At 60.3% G+C, this 20,286-nt stretch carries 18 protein-coding genes and 2 tRNA genes; 13 read left to right on the forward strand and 7 right to left on the reverse strand.

The annotated features are described in order from the left end of the window. The first annotated feature begins 9 nt into the window (after window positions 1-9). Window positions 10-1,257, forward strand: coding sequence for an ergothioneine biosynthesis protein EgtB (gene egtB / locus ACQ4WP_RS14265; RefSeq protein ID WP_436521611.1), 1,248 nt, complete (start codon window positions 10-12; stop codon window positions 1,255-1,257). 5 nt (window positions 1,258-1,262) lie between these two features. Here egtB and ACQ4WP_RS14270 read toward each other — a convergent pair whose 3' ends face one another. From ACQ4WP_RS14270 to ACQ4WP_RS14285, 4 genes are all read right to left on the reverse strand, one after another. Then, on the reverse strand, window positions 1,263-2,867 hold the full coding sequence (locus tag ACQ4WP_RS14270) for a methyl-accepting chemotaxis protein (RefSeq protein ID WP_436521612.1): 1,605 nt from the start codon (window positions 2,865-2,867) through the stop codon (window positions 1,263-1,265). Between the two features lie 169 nt (window positions 2,868-3,036). Further along, window positions 3,037-4,743, reverse strand: coding sequence for a 2-isopropylmalate synthase (gene leuA / locus ACQ4WP_RS14275; RefSeq protein WP_436521614.1), 1,707 nt, complete (start codon window positions 4,741-4,743; stop codon window positions 3,037-3,039). A 352-nt stretch (window positions 4,744-5,095) separates the two neighbouring features. Further along, entirely contained in the window at window positions 5,096-5,365 is a 270-nt protein-coding gene (locus ACQ4WP_RS14280) for a barstar family protein (RefSeq protein ID WP_436521616.1), read from the reverse strand. A gap of 14 nt (window positions 5,366-5,379) precedes the next feature. Continuing rightward, complete coding sequence (locus tag ACQ4WP_RS14285) at window positions 5,380-5,715, reverse strand: hypothetical protein (protein ID WP_436521618.1); 336 nt, start codon at window positions 5,713-5,715, stop codon at window positions 5,380-5,382. A 176-nt stretch (window positions 5,716-5,891) separates the two neighbouring features. On the opposite strand from ACQ4WP_RS14285, the gene ACQ4WP_RS14290 reads away from it, so the two are divergent. The 6 genes from ACQ4WP_RS14290 to ACQ4WP_RS14315 all read left to right on the forward strand — a co-directional run bounded on the left by ACQ4WP_RS14290 (window position 5,892) and on the right by ACQ4WP_RS14315 (window position 13,052). Beyond that, entirely contained in the window at window positions 5,892-6,803 is a 912-nt protein-coding gene (locus ACQ4WP_RS14290; RefSeq protein ID WP_436521620.1) for a patatin-like phospholipase family protein, read from the forward strand. A gap of 59 nt (window positions 6,804-6,862) precedes the next feature. Further along, window positions 6,863-7,270 (forward strand): GlcG/HbpS family heme-binding protein, encoded by a 408-nt coding sequence (locus tag ACQ4WP_RS14295; RefSeq protein WP_436521622.1) that lies wholly within the window; start codon window positions 6,863-6,865, stop codon window positions 7,268-7,270. Window positions 7,271-7,564: 294 nt separating this feature from the next. Continuing rightward, the gene (gene carA, locus ACQ4WP_RS14300; RefSeq protein ID WP_096234936.1) at window positions 7,565-8,743 is read left to right on the forward strand and encodes a glutamine-hydrolyzing carbamoyl-phosphate synthase small subunit; all 1,179 of its coding nucleotides are present in this window, start codon (window positions 7,565-7,567) and stop codon (window positions 8,741-8,743) included. Further along, complete coding sequence (gene carB / locus ACQ4WP_RS14305) at window positions 8,736-11,966, forward strand: carbamoyl-phosphate synthase large subunit (protein ID WP_436521624.1); 3,231 nt, start codon at window positions 8,736-8,738, stop codon at window positions 11,964-11,966. The genes carA and carB overlap by 8 nt, the downstream gene beginning before the upstream one ends. 166 nt (window positions 11,967-12,132) lie before the next feature. Next, on the forward strand, window positions 12,133-12,609 hold the full coding sequence (greA, locus tag ACQ4WP_RS14310; RefSeq protein ID WP_426073060.1) for a transcription elongation factor GreA: 477 nt from the start codon (window positions 12,133-12,135) through the stop codon (window positions 12,607-12,609). Continuing rightward, complete coding sequence (locus ACQ4WP_RS14315) at window positions 12,609-13,052, forward strand: DUF4149 domain-containing protein (protein WP_436521626.1); 444 nt, start codon at window positions 12,609-12,611, stop codon at window positions 13,050-13,052. Before greA ends, ACQ4WP_RS14315 begins: the two co-directional genes overlap by 1 nt. 202 nt (window positions 13,053-13,254) lie before the next feature. On the opposite strand, the gene ACQ4WP_RS14320 is transcribed toward ACQ4WP_RS14315, so the two are convergent. After that, window positions 13,255-13,725 carry a YhbY family RNA-binding protein gene (locus tag ACQ4WP_RS14320; protein WP_010397237.1) on the reverse strand — a complete coding sequence of 157 codons (471 nt, stop codon included), beginning with the start codon at window positions 13,723-13,725 and terminating at the stop codon, window positions 13,255-13,257. Between the two features lie 42 nt (window positions 13,726-13,767). Here ACQ4WP_RS14320 and ACQ4WP_RS14325 point away from each other — a divergent pair, with 42 nt between their 5' ends. From ACQ4WP_RS14325 to ACQ4WP_RS14350, 6 genes are all read left to right on the forward strand, one after another. Then, window positions 13,768-14,451, forward strand: coding sequence for an RlmE family RNA methyltransferase (locus tag ACQ4WP_RS14325; protein ID WP_096234939.1), 684 nt, complete (start codon window positions 13,768-13,770; stop codon window positions 14,449-14,451). Window positions 14,452-14,654: 203 nt separating this feature from the next. Next, window positions 14,655-16,538, forward strand: a complete 1,884-nt coding sequence (gene ftsH / locus ACQ4WP_RS14330) for an ATP-dependent zinc metalloprotease FtsH (protein ID WP_436521628.1) — start codon at window positions 14,655-14,657, stop codon at window positions 16,536-16,538. A 117-nt stretch (window positions 16,539-16,655) separates the two neighbouring features. Beyond that, on the forward strand, window positions 16,656-17,489 hold the full coding sequence (folP, locus tag ACQ4WP_RS14335) for a dihydropteroate synthase (protein WP_436521630.1): 834 nt from the start codon (window positions 16,656-16,658) through the stop codon (window positions 17,487-17,489). A 39-nt stretch (window positions 17,490-17,528) separates the two neighbouring features. Continuing rightward, entirely contained in the window at window positions 17,529-18,866 is a 1,338-nt protein-coding gene (gene glmM, locus ACQ4WP_RS14340) for a phosphoglucosamine mutase (protein ID WP_436521632.1), read from the forward strand. A gap of 81 nt (window positions 18,867-18,947) precedes the next feature. After that, window positions 18,948-19,024, forward strand: a tRNA-Pro gene (locus ACQ4WP_RS14345). Window positions 19,025-19,118: 94 nt separating this feature from the next. Beyond that, window positions 19,119-19,193, forward strand: a tRNA-Arg gene (locus ACQ4WP_RS14350). A gap of 70 nt (window positions 19,194-19,263) precedes the next feature. Here ACQ4WP_RS14350 and ACQ4WP_RS14355 read toward each other — a convergent pair. Both ACQ4WP_RS14355 and ACQ4WP_RS14360 read right to left on the reverse strand, forming a co-directional pair. After that, a complete protein-coding gene (locus ACQ4WP_RS14355) occupies window positions 19,264-19,443 on the reverse strand; it encodes a hypothetical protein (RefSeq protein WP_436521634.1) in 180 nt (59 codons plus the stop codon). A gap of 144 nt (window positions 19,444-19,587) precedes the next feature. After that, entirely contained in the window at window positions 19,588-20,154 is a 567-nt protein-coding gene (locus ACQ4WP_RS14360; protein ID WP_436521636.1) for a PEP-CTERM sorting domain-containing protein, read from the reverse strand. Window positions 20,155-20,286 lie beyond the last annotated feature (132 nt).

The raw sequence follows: 20,286 nt of genomic DNA on the forward strand, positions 1-20,286 counted from the left end.
AAGGCGACCATGCTGATCGATCATTACAACAAGGTGCGCAAATACTCGCTGCGGCTGGCCGAACCGCTGTCCGACGAGGATTGCGGCGCCCAATCGATGCCGGACGCCAGTCCCGTGAAATGGCATTTGGCGCATACCACCTGGTTTTTCGAAACGTTTATTTTGGAAAGCATGGAAGCGGCTTTCACGCCATTCCACCCCGCCTTCCGCATATTGTTTAACTCGTACTACAACGGCGTGGGCGAGAAGCATCCGCGCGCCCAGCGTGGCTTGCTGACGCGCCCCTGCATGGCGCAGGTGCGCGCCTACCGGATCGATGTCGATGCGCGCATCGCCCGCCTGCTGGCGGGCGAGCTGGCGCGTCCCGAGCGCGAACGGCTGACCATGCTGCTGGCGCTGGGCCTCGAGCACGAGCAGCAGCACCAGGAATTGCTGTTGACGGATGTCAAGCATCTGCTGGCGCAGAGCGCCCTGTCTCCCGCTTACCTGTCTTCCGCTTGCCTGGACAGCGCGGTTGCGCCAGCGCAAGAACACGCGCAGCCCACCGCCTGGCTCGCGTTTGAAGGCGGCCTGGCGCAGATCGGTCACGCGGGCGACGGTTTTTGCTTCGACAATGAATTGCCGCGCCATCCGCAATACGTGGCGCCGTTCGAACTGGCCAGTGCGCTGGTAACGAATGGCGAATACCTGGCCTTCATCGAGGCGGGCGGCTACCGCACGGCGCATTGGTGGCTGGCCGAAGGCTGGGACTGGGTGCGCAGCCAGCAGCTGGCATGCCCGTTGTACTGGCAGCGCGACGAGGCGGGTCACTGGCAGGAATTCACCTTGTTCGGGCTGCGCCCGCTCGACGTGCAGGCGCCGGCCACCCACTTGTCGCTGTTCGAGGCGGATGCTTATGCGCACTGGGCTGGCGCGCGTCTGCCGACGGAAGCGGAGTGGGAAGTGGCGGCGCGAGGTGTCGTGGTGCAAGTAGGCCAGCTGCATCCGGCCGCCGCTGCGCCGGGAGCGGGCTTGCGGCAAATGTTTGGCCACTGCTGGCAGTGGACCAGCAGCAGCTACGCGCCGTATCCCGGCTACCGCACGGCGCCCGGGGCGCTGGGCGAGTACAACGGCAAGTTCATGCTGAACCAGTATGTGCTGCGCGGCGCGTCGTGCGCCACGCCGGCCGGCCATGCGCGCGCCAGCTACCGCAATTTCTTCCCGGCCGGCGCGCGCTGGCAATTTTCCGGCATCCGCCTGGCGCGCCAGGTGGAATAAACAGCCTAGTGCAAGCGCGGGACGGCGGGCGCATCAGGGCGGGGCGGTGCCTTGGTGATGGTGTTCGGTTCCAGCTTGAACTGGCTGACGAGGGTTTCCAGTTCGCTCGCCTGTTCATGCATGGCTGCCGCAGCCGCGGCCGCTTCCTCGACCAGGGCCGCGTTCTGCTGCGTCGTCTGATCCATCTGCATGATGGCTGCGTTGATCTGCTCGATGCCTTCGCTCTGCTCGTGGTTGGCGACGCTGATTTCACCGACGATGGCGCTGACCCGGCCCACGCTGGCCACCACTTCATCCATCGTGGCGCCCGCCTGGCTGACCAGCTGCGCGCCTTGGCCGACCCTGTTGACGGAGTCGGCAATGAGTTCCTTGATTTCCTTGGCCGCCGCCGCCGAGCGTTGCGCCAGGTTACGCACTTCGGAGGCCACCACGGCAAAGCCGCGTCCCTGCTCGCCGGCACGCGCCGCCTCGACCGCCGCGTTCAGGGCCAGGATGTTCGTCTGGAAGGCGATGCCGTCGATGACGGCGATGATGTCGACGATCTTGCGCGAGGAAGCATTGATGGCATCCATGGTGCCGATCACTTCCGCCATGGCCGTGCCGCCGCGCTGCGCGATGGCGGAGGCGGAACGGGCCAGGCTGTCGGCCTGGCGCGCATTGTCGCTGTTGCTGCGCACGGTGCCCGTCAGTTCGATCATCGACGAGGCGGTTTCTTCCAGCGCGCTGGCTTGCGCTTCCGTGCGGGCCGACAGGTCGGCATTACCGCTGGCGATCTGGCTCGACGCCACGGCAATCGTGCCCGTGCCGCCGCGTACTTGCCCCACCAGGGTGGCCAGGTTGGTATTCATGTCGCGCAGCGCCTGCAGCAGCTGGCCCGTTTCATCCTTGCCGTCGGCCACGATTTTACTGCTCAGGTCGCCTGCGGCCACGGCTTGCGCCACGCGCAGCGCATACGCGATGGGCGTGGTGATCGAGCGCGTGACCCACCAGGCAAAGAGCACGCCCAGCAGCAGGGCGGCTGTGCCCAGGCTGGCCATCAGCAGATTGGCTGCGGAAATATTCTGCTGGATTTGCTGGCCGCCATGCACGACCACGCCACGCTGGATTTCATTCAAGTGGTTCACCGTTTTTTGCAACTGATTCAGGGCGGGCAGGGTATCGTCGCGCACATGCACGGCCGCTTCCGCGCGCTGTCCCCCTACCAGCAGCTTGTCGGCCTGGCTGAACGAGACGACATAGGCCTTGCGCTGCTGCTTCAGGGTGGCCAGCAGTTCCTTGCCTTCAGGCAGCACGATCAGGCGGTCGAGGATGGCCAGCGCATCGCTGATGGTGGCCTTGTTGGCATCGATTTCGCCGTGGATGGCGTTGGCGCGGGCGGGATCTTCATGGATGAAGAGTTCCAGCACCAGCGCCGCGTTCGAACGCGTAGTGCTGCGGATGGTGGCGATGGCGTCCGCCTTGGCCCAGTCTTTTTCGATAATGGACTCGCTGAGCGCGCCGATCTTGTCCAGGCGCAACAGTCCCGTACCCACCAGCACTGCCATCAGCAACAGCACCACGCCAAAACCGGCACCCAGGCGCACGCCTATCTTCATATCCGTCAATTTCATACTGATTCCCTCGGTAGCTAATGATCTGTCTCCGGTGGTCTTGTTATGAAACGATTATACGATAGGCAATACCTGTCTTGTGGTACTAATTGCCCAAAAGAAATGAAAAAGCGGCACGGCGATCAAGCCGTACCGCTTTTTCTCCCTATGAGGGATGCCAAAGTCGTGCTCAGGCGGCGCTGGCCGCCACGTCGGTCGTTGTGGTTTTTTCCGCGTCCGTCTGCCCGATGCGGCGGTTCACGGCCGACAAGACAGCCTTGAACGAGGCGGTGACGATATTGCTGTCGATGGCGGCGCCGAACAGGGTCGGGCCATTGTCGAGACGCAATTCCACGTAGCACGCCGCTTGCGCGTTGGCGCCGGAGCCGATCGAGTGCTCATGGTAATCCATCAGCTTGATGTCCAGACCCAGCGCATTGACGAAGGCATCGATGGGGCCGTTGCCGCCGCCTTGCAGGGCCAGCGGCGTCTGGCGGTGCGACAGGCTGATGTCGATTTGCACGGATTCATCGCTGCTGGTGTCTTCCACCATGCGGTGCGAAGCGTAGGTGTACGGCGCCGTCTGCTCCAGGTATTCCTTTTGGAAGATTTCATGGATATCCTGTGCGGCGATTTCGCGGCCCGTGGCATCGGCCACGGCTTGCACGGCGCGCGAGAATTCGATCTGCAGGCGGCGCGGCAAGACCAGGCCATATTCCTGTTCCAGCAAGTACGCCATGCCGCCCTTGCCGGACTGGCTGTTGACGCGGATCACGGCATCGTAGCTGCGGCCCAGGTCGGCCGGGTCGATCGGCAAGTACGGCACTTCCCAGATGCTGTCCGGTTGTTGCTTGGCGAAACCTTTCTTGATGGCATCCTGGTGCGAGCCGGAGAATGCCGTAAACACCAGGTCGCCCGCATACGGGTGGCGCGGGTGGACGGGCAGCTGGTTGCACTCTTCCACGCACTTGCGCACGCTGTCGATGTCGGAGAAATCCAGGCCCGGGTGCACGCCTTGCGTATACAAGTTCATCGCCAGGGTCACCAGGTCGACGTTGCCGGTGCGCTCGCCATTGCCGAACAAACAGCCTTCGACGCGGTCGGCGCCTGCCATGACGGCCAGTTCGGCCGAGGCGACGGCCGTGCCGCGGTCGTTATGCGGGTGCACGCTGATGATGATGGAATCGCGGCGCGCCAGTTTGCGCGACATCCATTCGATCTGGTCCGCATACACGTTGGGCGTGCTGCATTCCACGGTCGATGGCAGGTTGACGATCATCTTGTTGGCCGGCGTCGGCTTCCAGATGGCGCTGACGGCGTCGCAGATATGCTTGGAGAAATCGAGTTCCGTGGTGGAAAACGATTCCGGCGTGTATTCAAAGCCCCATTCCGTTTGCGGATGCTGCGCCACCAGCTGTTTTACGAGGGTGGTGCCGGTAGTGGCGATCTGCGTGATTTCTTCGCGCGACATGCCGAACACGACCTTGCGGAACACGGGCGCCACGGAGTTGTACAGGTGGACGATGGCGCGCTTGGCGCCGACGACGGACTCCACCGTGCGGCGGATCAATTCTTCGCGCGACTGCGTCAGCACGATGATGGTGACGTCGTCCGGGATGCGATTTTCATCCACGAGTTTACGCACGAAGTCGAAATCCGTCTGCGATGCCGATGGGAAACCCACTTCGATTTCCTTCAGGCCGATGGCGATCAGCATCTCGAAGAACCGCAGCTTCTTTTCCGCGCTCATCGGCTCGATCAGCGACTGGTTGCCGTCGCGCAAGTCGGTGCTCATCCAGATAGGCGGTTTGCTGATGATCTGGTTCGGCCATTGACGGTCGGTCAATTTGACGGGAGGAAAAGCGCGGTATTTGGAAGCTGGGTTCTGCAACATCATGATCGGGTACTCCTGAAGATAGGGGGAAATCAATGGTTGTGGCGCAAGCTTGCCGGGCGGCCACGCAACACTAGGCCAGGCAAGCGATCGGTAGCGGTAGCAGTGCGGCAGCGATGCCAGCAGGGGCGGTCGCAGTGGGGATTACGTGTACGAATGGGGATGGTGCAAACATCATCAAACCTTCCAGGGTTTTTGAAACACGCCGGCGTGTGGCCAGGCGAAGCAATGCGGCAAACTTATGCGCGTGCTAGGTGTAGTCGCGATAGCGACAGCAGGGAAGGGGAGGAATGTTTGAAGGAGGACATGCACTCAATGTAAGGGAAGTCGGGCCGGGCTGTCAAGCGTTTCCGTTCTACAAATAATGCACCTGTGCTGCCTCGTCCGGCATTTGCTGCGCCATGCGCGCCAGGATGCGCTGCAGGACGGCCGCATCGTGGGGCAGGCGTGCAGCGAAGGCTTGCCAGCCGCGCAGCTCCAGCTGTTGCGGCATTTCCACCAGGCCCGTGATGGCGTCCCAGAAAGCGTCCCAGTTCATGCCATACAAGGAAGGGAAATCCAGCGCGGCGGCCAGCGCTGCGTGCAGCTGGCGTGGCGAGTTGATATCGATCAAGTCGATTGCCACAAGAGCATGTCGATTCACACTATTCCCTTGAGCAAGTTCTGCATGTTTTCCCGCATGCCACCCACCACCGTCTCGTGCTGCGCCAGGATGGCGGGTGCATTCTGGAATGGTGCCGGATCGAGATACAGGCGCGGCAAGTCTGTCACGGCCACGCCGCGTGGGCCGCCGCGCAGGATGTCGTCGGCGTGTTTTGTGATGGAAGTCACGGTTGCCTGGATGCGCGGCGCGCCGTGCGCGGCCAGGCAGGCGGCCAGCCAGGCGAGGGCGCCGTCGGGCGGCTGGTGCGATAACTGTTGCGCAAACGGTGCGCTCAGGGCGCGGCTGTCGGTAAATTGCAATTCTTCGGACATATTGGACGGAGAGTAAAAACCCGGCGCCAGTCTAGCAGTGGTCTGGTAGATGAGGCGGCGCGCACGAACATTGTCAGCATAAACATTTAAGACTGCCTTCAGTGCCAGCGGCCCCGCTTGCGCTACAATCGACCCTCCTTTGTTGCCACTGCCGCGCGCGGTTCTCTTCTGCCACTATGTTCCCTAAACGCCTGACCCTGCTTGCCCTGGCCGCCTTTGCGCTGGCCGGCTGCGATACCACCGCCCCGAAACCCGTACAAGTATTGACGCCGCCCGAGCCCATCGTCGTCACGCCGCGCAAGATCAAGATTGGCCTGGCGCTGGGCGGTGGCGCGGCGCGCGGCTTCGCGCATATTGGCGTGATCAAGGCGCTCGAATCGCAGGGCATCCACGCCGACATCGTCACCGGCACCAGCGCCGGCAGCGTGGTGGGCGCCCTGTATGCGGCGGGCAACTCCGGCTTTACCCTGCAAAAGATGGCGTTCGATATGGACGAGGCGGCCATTTCCGACTGGGCCTTGCCCCTGTTCGGCAAGTCGTCCGGTGTATTGAAGGGCGAGGCGCTGCAAAGCTATGTCAACAAGGCAGTCGGCGGCGTGCCGCTGGAAAAACTCAAGATACCGTTTGGCGTGGTGGCGACCGATTTGAAGAATGGCCAGCCGATCCTGTTCCAGCGTGGCAACACCGGCATGGCCGTGCGCGCCTCGTCGGCCGTTCCCGGCGTGTTCCAGCCCGTGACGATCGCCGGCCACACCTATGTCGATGGCGGCCTCGTCGCTCCCGTGCCAGTGCGCTTTGCGCGCGACATGGGCGCCGATTTCATCATCGCCGTGAATATCTCGTCGCAAACGGATACGCAGAAGGCCATCAGCTCGATGGAAGTGCTGATGCAGACGTTTGCCATCATGGGCCAGCGCATCAACCAGTTCGAGCTGAAGGATGCGGACGTGGTGATCCAGCCCAGCCTGGGCACCATGAAGGGCAACGATTTCAACAGCCGCAACCAGGCGATCCTGGCAGGCGAGCAGGCGACCTTTGCCGTCATGGCGCAGCTCAAGCAAAAGCTGAAAGCCAAGCGCGAACAGTAAGGGCTAGCGCCGCTGCGCATTTCGTATACAATTTTGATTCAACATAACAAGGATGCACCATGCAATCGAAACCGATTTTGACCCTGGACGACGTAAAGAAAATCGCTGCCGCTGCCGAAGCGGAAGCGGTCAAGAATAACTGGGCCGTCACGATCGCCATCGTCGACGACGGCGGCCACTTGCTGTGGCTGCAGCGCATGGATGGCGTGGCGCCGATTTCGTCGCACATCGCCCCATCGAAAGCCAAGACGGCCGCCCTGGGCCGCCGCGAATCGCGCATCTATGAAGAGATGATCAATGGCGGCCGCGTGTCGTTCCTGAGCGCGCCGGAAATCGACGGCTTGCTCGAAGGCGGCGTGCCTATCGTGTTCGACGGTCACTATCTGGGCGCCGTCGGCGTCTCGGGCGTGAAATCGGCAGAAGATGCGCAAATCGCCAAGGCCGGTATCGCCGCTTTAACGGCCTAAGTAGTCGCCGCAGTTGCAGAACCAGCCGCCCCGCGCAAGCCAGGCGGCTTTTTCATGGGGCGCCGGTTTTATGTTGCTGCGCAAAAAAATGCCGCCCACTCTACATTTTCTTCCTTGTGGAAAAGCTTCCTTTTGGTTATAATTCAAAGGTTTAGCCAATCACACATATACCGTAGCGACTACCCATCCCCTCATTCAAAATGACCGTTGAAACACCCTGAGTGCATCTGGCTCGGGTAATTAGGCGGTCGGTCTGACGTGGCGCAGCTACGGTAACTTTATCAGGAGTTGCCCTTGCCGCCATTTTTTTCTGGCCCTGCCGTTCCAGCCATATTAGCGCTTGCTGATGGAACGATCTTTAAAGGTTTTTCGATCGGTGCCGCCGGTCATACCACGGGCGAGGTTGTTTTCAATACCTCCATGACCGGGTATCAGGAAATCCTTACCGACCCAAGCTATTGCCGCCAGATGGTCACCCTGACCTATCCGCATATCGGCAATACGGGCGTCAATCCGGAAGACGTCGAGTCTTCCAAGGTACACGCCGCTGGCCTCATCATCCGCGATCTGCCATTGCTGGCATCCAATTTCCGTTCCACGCTTTCCCTGTCCGATTACCTGAAAGCTGAAAATATCGTCGCCATCGCCGGCATCGATACACGCAAGCTCACGCGCATCCTGCGTGAAAAAGGTGCGCAGGGCGGCGCCATCCTCGTTGGCACGCAAGGCAATGAGCCATCCGCCGCGCAAGCGCTGGAACTGGCCCGCTCCTTCCCCGGCCTGGCCGGCATGGACCTGGCCAAGGTCGTATCAAGCAAGGCCGCCTACGAGTACCGCGAAACGGAATGGACGCTGGGCGAAGGCTATGGCCAGCTGGCCGACGCGGACGCGAAATACCACGTGGTCGCCTTCGACTACGGCGTCAAGCGCAACATCCTGCGCATGCTGACGGCACGCGGCTGCAAAGTCACCGTGCTGCCGGCGCAAGCCACGGCGGCCGACGCACTGGCACTGAATCCGGACGGCATCTTCCTGTCGAACGGTCCTGGCGACCCGGAACCGTGCGACTACGCCATCGCTGCTACCCGCGAATTGATCGAAAAGGGCATCCCGACCTTCGGCATCTGCCTCGGCCACCAGATCATGGCGATCGCTTCCGGCGCGAAGACGCTGAAGATGAAGTTCGGTCACCACGGCGCCAACCACCCGGTACAAGACCTGGAAACCAAGCAAGTCTTGATTACCTCGCAAAACCACGGTTTTGCCGTCGACGCGGCAACCTTGCCCGCGAATTGCCGCGTGACCCATGAATCGCTGTTCGACGGCTCCCTGCAGGGCTTTGCCCGCACGGACAAGCCGGCCTTCTGCTTCCAGGGCCACCCTGAAGCGTCGCCGGGCCCGATGGATGTTGCTTACCTGTTTGACCGCTTCATCAACTTGATGGCTGCGGAGGAGAAAAAGAAAAATGCCTAAACGTTTAGATATTAAAAGTATTCTGATTATTGGCGCTGGCCCGATCGTGATCGGCCAGGCCTGTGAATTCGACTATTCCGGCGCGCAAGCGTGCAAGGCCCTGCGCGAAGAGGGCTACAAAGTCATCCTGGTCAACAGCAATCCTGCGACTATCATGACGGATCCGGAAATGGCCGACGTGACCTACATCGAACCGATCACCTGGTCGGTCGTTGAGCGCATCATCGCCAAGGAGCGTCCTGACGCCATCCTGCCGACGATGGGCGGCCAGACGGCGCTGAACTGCGCGCTGGACCTGTTCAACAATGGCGTGCTGGCGAAATACAACGTCGAGCTGATCGGCGCCTCACCTGAAGCCATCGACAAGGCGGAAGACCGTTCCAAGTTCAAGGACGCGATGACCAAGATCGGCCTCGGTTCGGCCAAGTCGGGCGTCGCGCATTCGATGGAAGAAGCGTGGGCCGTGCAGCGCACGCTGGGCTTCCCGACCATCATCCGTCCATCGTTCACCATGGGCGGTTCCGGCGGCGGCATCGCCTACAACGAAGAAGAATTCGAAACCATCTGCAAGCGCGGTCTGGAAGCTTCGCCGACGAAAGAGCTGCTGATCGAAGAATCGTTGCTGGGCTGGAAAGAGTACGAGATGGAAGTGGTGCGCGACAAGGCGGACAACTGCATCATCATCTGCTCGATCGAAAACCTCGACCCGATGGGCGTGCACACGGGCGACTCCATCACGGTGGCGCCAGCGCAAACGCTGACGGACAAGGAATACCAGATCATGCGCAATGCCAGTCTGGCAGTGCTGCGCGAGATTGGCGTCGACACCGGTGGCTCGAACGTGCAATTCTCGATCAACCCTGTCGATGGCCGCATGATCGTCATCGAGATGAACCCGCGCGTCTCGCGTTCGTCGGCGCTGGCATCGAAAGCGACGGGTTTCCCGATTGCGAAAATCGCCGCCAAGCTGGCCGTCGGTTACACCCTGGACGAGCTGCGCAATGAAATCACGGGCGGCGCCACGCCGGCCTCGTTCGAACCGTCGATCGATTACGTTGTCACGAAGATCCCCCGTTTCACGTTCGAGAAATTCCCCACCGCCGACCATCACCTGACGACGCAGATGAAATCGGTCGGCGAAGTGATGGCGATTGGCCGTACCTTCCAGGAATCGTTCCAGAAAGCCTTGCGCGGCCTGGAAGTGGGCGTGGACGGCATGAACGAGAAAACCAAGGACCGCGAAAAGATCGAAGAAGAACTGGGCGAGCCTGGTCCTGAACGCATCTGGTACGTGGGCGATGCGTTTGCCCAGGGCTTCACCCTGGAAGAAGTGCACAACCTGACCAAGATCGACCCATGGTTCCTGATCCAGATCAAGGAAATCGTCGACCTGGAACTGTGGCTGGACACGCAGAAGCTGGAAAACCTGGACAAGAACACCCTGTACAAGTTGAAACAGAAGGGCTTCTCGGACCGCCGCCTGGGCTTCCTGCTGCAGACGACCGACACGGCCGTGCGCCAGCAGCGCCATGCGCTGAACATCCGTCCCGTCTACAAGCGCGTCGATACCTGCGCAGCGGAATTTTCGACCGACACGGCGTACATGTATTCCACGTACGACGAAGAGTGCGAATCGAATCCGACCGACAAGAAAAAGATCATGGTGCTGGGCGGTGGCCCGAACCGTATCGGCCAGGGTATCGAATTTGACTATTGCTGCGTCCACGCGGCCCTCGCCATGCGCGAAGACGGCTACGAGACCATCATGGTCAATTGCAACCCTGAAACGGTTTCAACCGATTACGATACCTCGGACCGCCTGTACTTTGAGTCCTTGACGCTGGAAGACGTGCTGGAAATCGTCGCCATCGAAAAACCGGTGGGCGTGATCGTGCAATACGGCGGCCAGACGCCATTAAAACTGGCGCTGGACCTGGAAGCGAATGGCGTACCGATCATCGGCACTTCGCCCGACATGATCGATGCGGCCGAAGACCGCGAGCGTTTCCAGCAACTGCTGCACAAGCTGGAATTGCGCCAGCCGCCTAACCGCACCGCGCGCACGGAAGCCGACGCTTTGGCGCTGGCGCAGGAAATCGGTTACCCGCTGGTCGTGCGTCCATCGTACGTGCTCGGTGGGCGCGCCATGGAAATCGTGCATGAGCAACGCGACCTCGAGCGCTACATGCGCGAAGCGGTCAAGGTCTCGCACGATTCGCCAGTATTGCTGGACCGCTTCCTGAACGACGCCATCGAGTGCGACGTCGATTGCATCTCCGACGGCGAAACGACGTTTATCGGCGGCGTGATGGAACACATCGAACAGGCTGGCGTACACTCGGGCGACTCGGCTTGCTCGCTGCCGCCGTATTCGCTGGCACCGGAAACCATTGAAGAACTGAAGCGCCAGACGGCGCTGATGGCCAAGGGCTTGAACGTGGTCGGCCTGATGAACGTGCAGTTCGCCATCCAGAAGCAGGAAATTGACGGCGAAATGAAAGATGTCGTCTTCGTGCTGGAAGTGAACCCGCGCGCTTCGCGCACCGTGCCTTTCGTCTCGAAAGCCACGGGCTTGCAACTGGCGAAAATTGCTGCTCGCTGCATGGTCGGCCAATCGCTGGCCTCGCAAGGCATCACGCAGGAAGTCGTGCCGCCATATTTCAGCGTCAAGGAAGCCGTGTTCCCGTTCGTCAAGTTCCCGGGCGTGGACACCATCCTGGGCCCTGAAATGAAATCGACAGGCGAAGTCATGGGCGTGGGCTTGACGTTCGGCGAAGCGTTTGTGAAATCGCAACTGGGCGCTGGCGTGAACCTGCCAAAATCGGGCAAGGTCTTCATCAGCGTGAAAGCGTCGGACAAGCCGCGCGCCGTGCAAGTGGCGCGTGACCTGGTCGAGTCCGGTTTCACCGTGGTCGCCACCAAGGGCACCGCCGCCGTGATCGCTGCTGCCGGCATCGCCGTCACGCCAGTGAACAAGGTGATCGAAGGCCGTCCGCATATCGTCGACATGATCAAGAACCATGAAATCGTGCTGGTGATTAACACCGTGGAAGAGAAACGCAGCGCCATCGTCGATTCGCGGGCCATCCGCACCTCGGCCCTGGCCTCGCGCGTGACGACCTACACCACCATCGCGGGCGCGGAAGCGGCCGTCGAAGGCATCCGCCATCTGGATGAGTTGCGCGTGTACGATCTGCAAGGCCTGCACAAGACCTTGAACTAAGCGTGTCATTTGCAGTGGCCGCCGTTAGGCGGTACACTGCATGCTTATCAACCACAGAGTTCCGTGCAGAGCAGCGCGCGGCCTCTGTGGTTTTCACTTGGTGCATCCGTTAACCGTGACGAAACACGGACAACGGCGCCGATAACTAGCAGATAGTAGAGATAACATGACCTCAGTCCCATTGACCACATACGGCGCAGAACTTCTGAAAGAAGAGCTGCATCATTTGAAGACCAAGGAACGCCGCATCGTCATCGATGCGATCGCTGAAGCGCGTTCGCACGGCGATCTGTCGGAAAATGCCGAGTACGATGCCGCCAAGGAACGCCAGGCCTTCGTCGAAGGCCGCATCGCCGAGCTCGAAGGCAAGCTGGGCGCAGCGCAAATCATCGACCCGACCGCGCTCGACGCGGAAGGTCGCGTGGTCTTTGCCTCGACCGTGAACCTGGAAGACCTGGAATCGGGCCAGAAAGTCACTTACCAGATCGTGGGCCTCGATGAAGCCGACCTGAAAAAGAACAAAGTGTCCGTGACGTCCCCGATCGCCCGCGCGCTGATCGGCAAGTACGCCGGCGACGTGGTGGAAGTGCAGGCGCCGTCCGGCCCGCGCGAATACGAAATCCTGGAAGTGCTGTACATCTGATGCTCGCCCGCGTGCGCCTCCTCGTTGCCACCCTGTGGGCCGGCAGCCTGTGGACCATCGGTTTCATCGTGGCACCCACGCTGTTTGGCACCCTGAGCGACCGCGTGCTGGCAGGCAATATCGCCGGCAGCATGTTCCGTGCCGAGGCCTGGCTGTCCATCGCCTGTGCGTTGATACTGCTGGCCTTGCTGCAGTGGAGCCCCGGCGCGCTGGAGCTCAAGCGCAGGCGCCTGCTGGCCGCGCTGGTGCTGTCGATGCTGGTGTGCGCGCTGCTCAGCCATTTTGGTATCTCGCCCCTGATGGCCGAGCTCAAGGCGCAAGCGCCGTCGGGCATCATGGACGAGGCCATGCGCAGCCGCTTCGGCATGCTGCATGGCGTGTCGACCTTGATCTTTGCCGTGCAGAGCTTGCTGGCGGGCGTATTGATCTGGAAACAACAGTAATTGTTTTAACCCCAGGGGCAAAAAAATCCGGGGTCAGTCTCTTCGAGATTGGATTTCTTCCCATTGGGACGAAATTCCCCGTCGGGTCTGACCCCAGCCTTTGCTGTTGGGGTGGTTGTAATAAAAAAGCGGAGCAGGGAATATCCCGTGCTCCGCTTCTTGTTTCAAGCCCGGCAGCCTTGCGGTTGTCGGGTGAACAGGCTTACTTGCTGCCCAGTGCGCTTTTCTTGGCGCTTTTCTGACGTGGCTTGGCACGCTTGATGGAACCGCCTTCGGTAACGCGCTCATTGCCCTTGATCATGACTTTCGTCACGCTGGGGCGCTTGGTGCCGCTGGCGCTGGCCTTGACGATGGTCACTTCGCGCATGCCTTTGCCGGCGCTGACCTTCTCCTTAACCACTTCTTTTTTCGGACGGTAGATTACCAGCAGTTTGCCAATATGTTGTACCGGGGCGGCGCCGAGATTGCCGCAAATCGTATCGTACATTCCGACGCGGGCTTCGCGGTCGTCGCCGAACACGCGGACTTTAATCAGACCGTGCGAATCCAGGCCAAGGTCGATCTCTTTGAGGACAGCAGGTGTCAAGCCCGCTTCGCCAATGATGACGATAGGCTTCAGCGCGTGTGCTTCGGCGCGCAGTGCGCTGCGCTCTACGGGTGTAAGTTTTAGCATAATAATATTTAGTAATTCCCTTAAAAGCAGTATTCTACGCGAATGGCAAAGAAGAAATTAAACAAAAACTGGTTGCACGACCACATAAATGATCCTTATGTGAAGTTGGCGCAAAAAGAGGGCTACCGCGCCCGGGCAGCATACAAGCTCAAAGAAATCGATGAAGACGAAAAACTGATCAAGCATGGCCAGGTAATTGTCGACCTTGGTTGCACTCCTGGCAGTTGGGCTCAGTATCTGCGGCGCAAGCTGGCCGGCAAGGACGGCGGCGGGGTCAATGGTACCCTGATTGGCCTGGACATGCTGGAAATGGAGCCGATCGCCGATTTTCACTTCATCCAGGGCGATTTCCGCGAAGCGCGCGTGCTGCGCCAGCTGGAAGTGGTGTTGCAGGGACGCAAGGTCGACGTGGTCCTGTCGGACATGGCGCCGAACCTGTCGGGCATCGCCACGGCGGACGCCGCGCGCATGGAGCATTTGATCGACCTGGCCATCGAATTTTCCCAATTGCATTTGAAACCATCTGGCGTGTTGCTGGTGAAATGCTTCAAAGACATGGGTTTCAGCCAGATCGTGGAGAAATTCCGCGCCGAATTCAAGGTCGTGGTGCAGAAAAAGCCCAAGGCCAGCCGCGATAAATCGTCAGAAATCTTCCTGATGGGGCGTGGTCTCAAGAATCCGCTGAAAAATGCCGTACAAGAAGATGATTCCGCCCTTGATATTTAAGCGGGAATCCGCACATGGGAACGAGAAGTGCAGTAGCGTCTGATGGCATAAAAGCCTAAATTGTTTATACTGCATTTTTTTTGCGTGAACGCGGTTTTTTCGCGCGCACGGATCGGCGGGCTTTGGCACGGCCCGCTTATTGCGAGTAAAATCGTGTTTCTAGCTATTGGTAAAGAGATGCACACTGCATCCAAGGAGTCTTCGTGAATAACATGTTTTCCAAATCTGCCATCTGGGTAGTCGTATTGCTGCTGTTGTTCATGCTGTTCAAGCAATTCGACAGTCATGGCGCCACAGGCGGCAGCAAGGCCATCGCTTATTCCGATTTGCTGGATGAAGTCAAAGGCAAGCGCGTCAAGGAGGTAGTGATCGAAGGTTCGTCGATTACCGCCAAGCTGATGGACGACACCAAGGTGCGTACCACCGCCACCAGTCTCGACAAGGGCCTGATCGGCGACCTGCGCGACAATGGCGTGCATTTCGATGTGCGCCCGCCTGAGGAGGCGTCGTTCCTGCAAACTATTTTTGTATCCTGGTTCCCCATGCTGCTGTTGATCGGCGTCTGGGTGTTCTTCATGCGTCAGATGCAAGGCGGCGGCAAGGGCGGGGCGTTCTCGTTCGGCAAGTCGAAGGCGCGCATGATGGATGAAGCCAGCAACACCGTCACCTTCGCCGATGTCGCCGGTTGCGACGAAGCGAAAGAAGAAGTCAACGAAGTGGTCGACTTCCTCAAGGACCCGAGCAAATTCCAGAAACTGGGCGGCCGCATTCCCCGCGGCGTGCTGATGGTCGGTCCTCCGGGCACGGGTAAAACCCTGCTGGCGCGCGCCATCGCCGGCGAAGCCAAGGTGCCTTTCTTCTCGATTTCCGGTTCCGACTTCGTGGAAATGTTCGTTGGCGTGGGTGCTTCCCGTGTCCGCGACATGTTCGAGAACGCGAAAAAGCATTCGCCATGCATCATCTTCATCGATGAAATCGACGCTGTCGGTCGTCACCGCGGTGCCGGCATGGGCGGCGGCAATGACGAGCGCGAACAGACCCTGAACCAGTTGCTGGTCGAGATGGACGGTTTTGAGGCGAACTCCGGCGTGATCGTCGTGGCCGCCACCAACCGCGCCGACGTGCTCGACAAAGCCTTGCTGCGTCCGGGCCGTTTCGACCGCCAGGTCACCGTCGGCTTGCCCGATATCCGCGGCCGCGAGCAGATCTTGAACGTGCACATGCGTAAAGTACCTATCAGTACCGATGTGAAAGCCGATATCCTGGCCCGCGGCACCCCTGGTTTCTCGGGTGCGGACCTGGCCAACCTGGTCAATGAGGCAGCCCTGTTTGCCGCCCGCCGCAGCAAGCGCCTGGTGGAAATGGCCGACTTCGAAGATGCGAAAGACAAGATCTACATGGGTCCTGAGCGTAAATCGATGATCATCCGCGAGGAAGAACGTCGCAATACGGCTTACCATGAGTCCGGTCATGCGGTGGTGGCCAAGCTGCTGCCGAAAGCCGATCCCGTGCATAAAGTGACGATCATGCCGCGCGGCTGGGCCCTGGGCCTGACCTGGCAGTTGCCGGAACACGACAACTTGTCCGCCTACAAGGACAAGATGCTGGAAGAAATTTCCATCCTGTTCGGTGGCCGTATCGCCGAAGAGATTTTCGTGGGACAGATGTCCACCGGCGCGTCGAACGACTTCTCGCGTGCCACCAAGCTGGCCCGTTCCATGGTGACCCGCTTCGGCATGTCCGACAGCATGGGCGTGATGGTCTACGAAGACAGCGAAAATGAAGGTTTCTTCGGTGGCGCCACCAAGACGATCTCGGAAGCGACCCAGCAAAAGGTCGATGCTGAAATCCGCAACATTCTCGACAAGCAATATGCTTTGGCGCGCACCTTGCTGGAAAGCAATCGCGACAAGGTCGAAATGATGACCAAGGCCTTGCTGGAATGGGAAACCATTGATGCAGAGCAAATCAATGACATCATGGCCGGCCTGGAGCCGCGCCCACCGAAAGTCATCCCGCCACGCCGCAATGCGGGTGGTGACAGCGGCACGGGCGGCATCTCGCCAAACGTGACGGCGCCGGCCTGATAGCGACCACTGCTTGATAGGTGGCATGCAATGGCATGGTAAGAGCGAGGGTAAGGAGCAATCCTTACCCTTTTTCGTTGCCGCAGCAGTCTTTTCCTGACGACTAAAAAGAGTTACATGCGACATTATTTGCAATTCGGCCGCTTCGGCTTCAACCTGCAGGGCACGCAGGCGCTGGTGATGGGCATCCTGAACATCACGCCCGATTCCTTTTCCGATGCGGGCCAGTATCAACACCTGGAATTTGCCCTCTCGCGCGCCGAGCAGATGATGCTTGATGGCGTCGATATCATCGATATCGGCGGCGAATCGAGTCGTCCCGGCGCGCCGCCGTTGCCGCTGCAGGACGAGTTGCAGCGCGTCATGCCGGTGCTGTACGCCTTGCGCGACTGCGGCAAGCCCCTGTCCGTTGACACGTACAAACCCGAAGTGATGCGCGAAGCCATCCTGGCGGGTGCCGACATGATCAACGACATCAACGGTTTCCGTGCGCCAGGCGCCATCGAGGCCGTGCAGGATAGCGATTGCGCGCTGTGCATCATGCACATGCAAAGCGTGCCGCAAACCATGCAGTATCAACCCCAATACGAGGATGTGGTGCGCGAAGTCATTGCATTCCTGCACCAGCGCATCGACACCCTGACAGCGGCCGGCATCGCCCGCGAGCGCCTGTGCATCGATCCCGGCTTTGGCTTTGGCAAGACGGTGGAACAGAACTATGCCTTGCTGCGCGCCACGCGCCAGTTGCGCAGCGAACTGGACCTGCCCGTGCTGGCGGGCCTGTCGCGCAAGTCGATGATAGGCGCCGTCACAGGACGTCCCGTCGAGCAGCGCCTGGCCGGCAGTGTTGCCGGTGCGCTTGCTGCGGTAGCGCAAGGTGCAGAAATTATCCGTGTGCATGATGTCGCTGAAACCGTCGATGCGCTGAAGGTCTGGCGCATGGCGCACTGAAGCTGTAAGATTCATTATAAACAACAAAAAGAGAAATTTATGACGCGTAAATATTTTGGCACCGATGGCATTCGCGGCTTGGTGGGCACGGCTCCGATCACTCCTGATTTCGTCATGCGCCTCGGCTATGCGGCCGGCAAGGTGCTGGCCAAGTCGCAAGGCGGCAAGGCGCGCCCGACGGTGCTGATCGGCAAGGACACGCGCATTTCCGGCTACATGCTGGAAGCGGCGCTGGAAGCGGGCCTGTCGGCCGCCGGCGTGGATGTGATGCTGGCCGGCCCCATGCCCACGCCGGCGATTGCCTACCTGACGCGGGCGCTGCGCCTGTCGGCCGGGGTGGTCATTTCCGCCTCGCACAATCCCTACCATGACAATGGCATCAAGTTCTTTTCCGGCCAGGGCACCAAGCTGCCCGACAGCGTGGAACTGGAAATCGAAGCGGCGCTCGACGAGCCCATGGCTTGCGTGCCATCGGACAAGCTGGGCCGCGCCAAGCGCCTGGACGATGCCCAGGGCCGTTACATCGAATTTTGCAAGAGCACCTTCCCAAACGAGCTGGACTTGCGCGGCCTGAAGATCGTCGTCGATTGCGCGCACGGCGCCGCCTACCATATCGCCCCGCACGTGTTCCATGAGCTGGGCGCGGAAGTCATCGCCATCGGCAACAAGCCCGATGGCTTCAACATCAATGCTGGCTTTGGTGCCACGGCAACAAAGGCCATGGCCGAAGCCGTCATCGAGCATGGCGCGGACCTCGGCATCGCCCTCGACGGCGACGCCGACCGCCTGATCATGTGCGATGCCACGGGGCGTTTGTATAACGGCGACGAGTTGTTGTATGTCATGGTCAAGGACCGTCTGGCGACGGGTCCCGTGGCTGGCGCCGTGGGAACGTTGATGACCAACATGGCGCTGGAAGTGCTGTTCAAGCAGCAAGGCATCGGCTTCGCCCGCGCCAAGGTGGGTGACCGCTACGTGCTGGAAGTCATGAAGGAAAAGGGCTGGATACTGGGCGGCGAGGGCTCGGGCCATTTGCTGTGCCTGGACCGCCATACGACGGGCGACGGCATCGTCTCCGCGCTGCAAGTCTTGTCCGCGCTCAAGCGCAGCGGCCAGAGCCTGCAGCAATGCCTGGCCGAACTGGTGCTGTTCCCCCAAACCCTGATCAACCTGCGCGTGGCGCCCGGTTTCGACTGGCAAAAAAATGCCGCCATGGTGGCCGAGAAAGAACTGGTCGAGGCTGAATTGGGCGACACGGGCCGCGTGCTGATCCGCGCTTCGGGCACGGAACCGCTGATCCGCGTGATGGTCGAGGCGAAAGACAAGGAGATGGCCGAATCGATGGCGCGCCGAATCGCCGACAAGGTCGCTGTTTAAAGGCAGGGATCGATAGTTATTTCCATCTAATTCGTCTATGGCAATTGACGAAATTGGGTGGGGGCGTTATTATCTTGTCTTCGGAGTGTGGCGCAGCCCGGTAGCGCACCTGGTTTGGGACCAGGGGGTCCAAGGTTCGAATCCTTGTACTCCGACCAAAGTCATAAACGGGCTGTCAGAAATGACAGCCCGTTTTCTATTCCGCGCAGGCATTTCATTGCTGGCGCGCATGGACTAAAATACTGCACCTTTCCGCCCATCGTTCAACGGATAGGACAACGGTCTTCTAAACCGTGAATGGGGGTTCGATTCCCTCTGGGCGGACCAGTTTCATACTGGCCACGGCTTGCGTCATGCGGCCGCATTCTTCTCTTTTCCTGTCTCTCCGCATGCGGCCCTAAGGTTGCGCAAACAGCACCACGCTCAGCAAATACAGCAGCGGCACCGCGCACAGCAGCGCAGACAATACCGACAGCATTTTCTTGCTCGCCAGACGTGCCAGGCGCAGCCGTTCGCGCACGGGCAAATGCTGGCGCAGCACGCTACGTGCGCGCGACTGGAATGGGGATTCATGCATGGAGGCTCCTTCGCAAGGGTGTCGGTGGTGCCAACCAGCATAGCGAAAGCGGCATAAAGGCGGTGTAAAGAGTGCGCAGCGCGGCGCAAGCGCGCTGTAAACATGGGTGCGCCGGCGCCGTGTTGCAGGTCTTGCTTGATGCTCCTATTTTGCCTGGCGGCGGCGCGCCATGACACCGAGCAGGCCCAGGCCGGCGAGCAGCAGGGCATAGGTTTCCGGTTCCGGCACGGCGGAAATGAAGGCCCTGTAATTGCTCAGATCCTTGGGCAGGCCGGCCACCGTGAAGGTGGTGCCGGCAGCCACGGGGGCTGCCCAGTGGAAGACCAGTTCGCCTTGGCCGAAGTGGATGGCCAGGAAGTCATAGGCGGCCGCGCTCGTATAGGAATTGACGCCGCCACTCAAGCCTGCCGTGGTGCCGGCAGTGCAGCCCGAGGTGGCATTGTCGCAATACGATACGGCCGCACCCAGGCTGGTGCCGAAGACGCCATTGATATATCCCTGGATGTCGGATGGGCTTTGCGGTACGAGATTGTCGTCATAGTATTTCACCTGCAGTGCCGGCGACGGCGTGTAGGTAACGGTGCTGCCGGCGATGATGAAGCCGCTGGCCGGCCCCACATCCACCCAGGTGGCAGCCTGTGCTGCACCGGCCAGTACGGTCATCGCGGTCAGCATGGATGCCCGGATGGCAATGCTCTTTATGCTTTTCATGAAAATCCCCTTTGTTGAAGGCAGTCGCTTCATATTGTTGGGACGCGTCCCTGCATGCCTGAGAGGTCATCCCATCGCCCGTTTTTAGCTATTTCCTGCGCGTAGCGAGTACGCAGATGAAAGCTTATCCCT

The sequence above is a fragment of the Janthinobacterium lyxosi genome (assembly GCF_051380665.1).
Classification (GTDB): Bacteria; Pseudomonadota; Gammaproteobacteria; order Burkholderiales; family Burkholderiaceae_D; genus Janthinobacterium.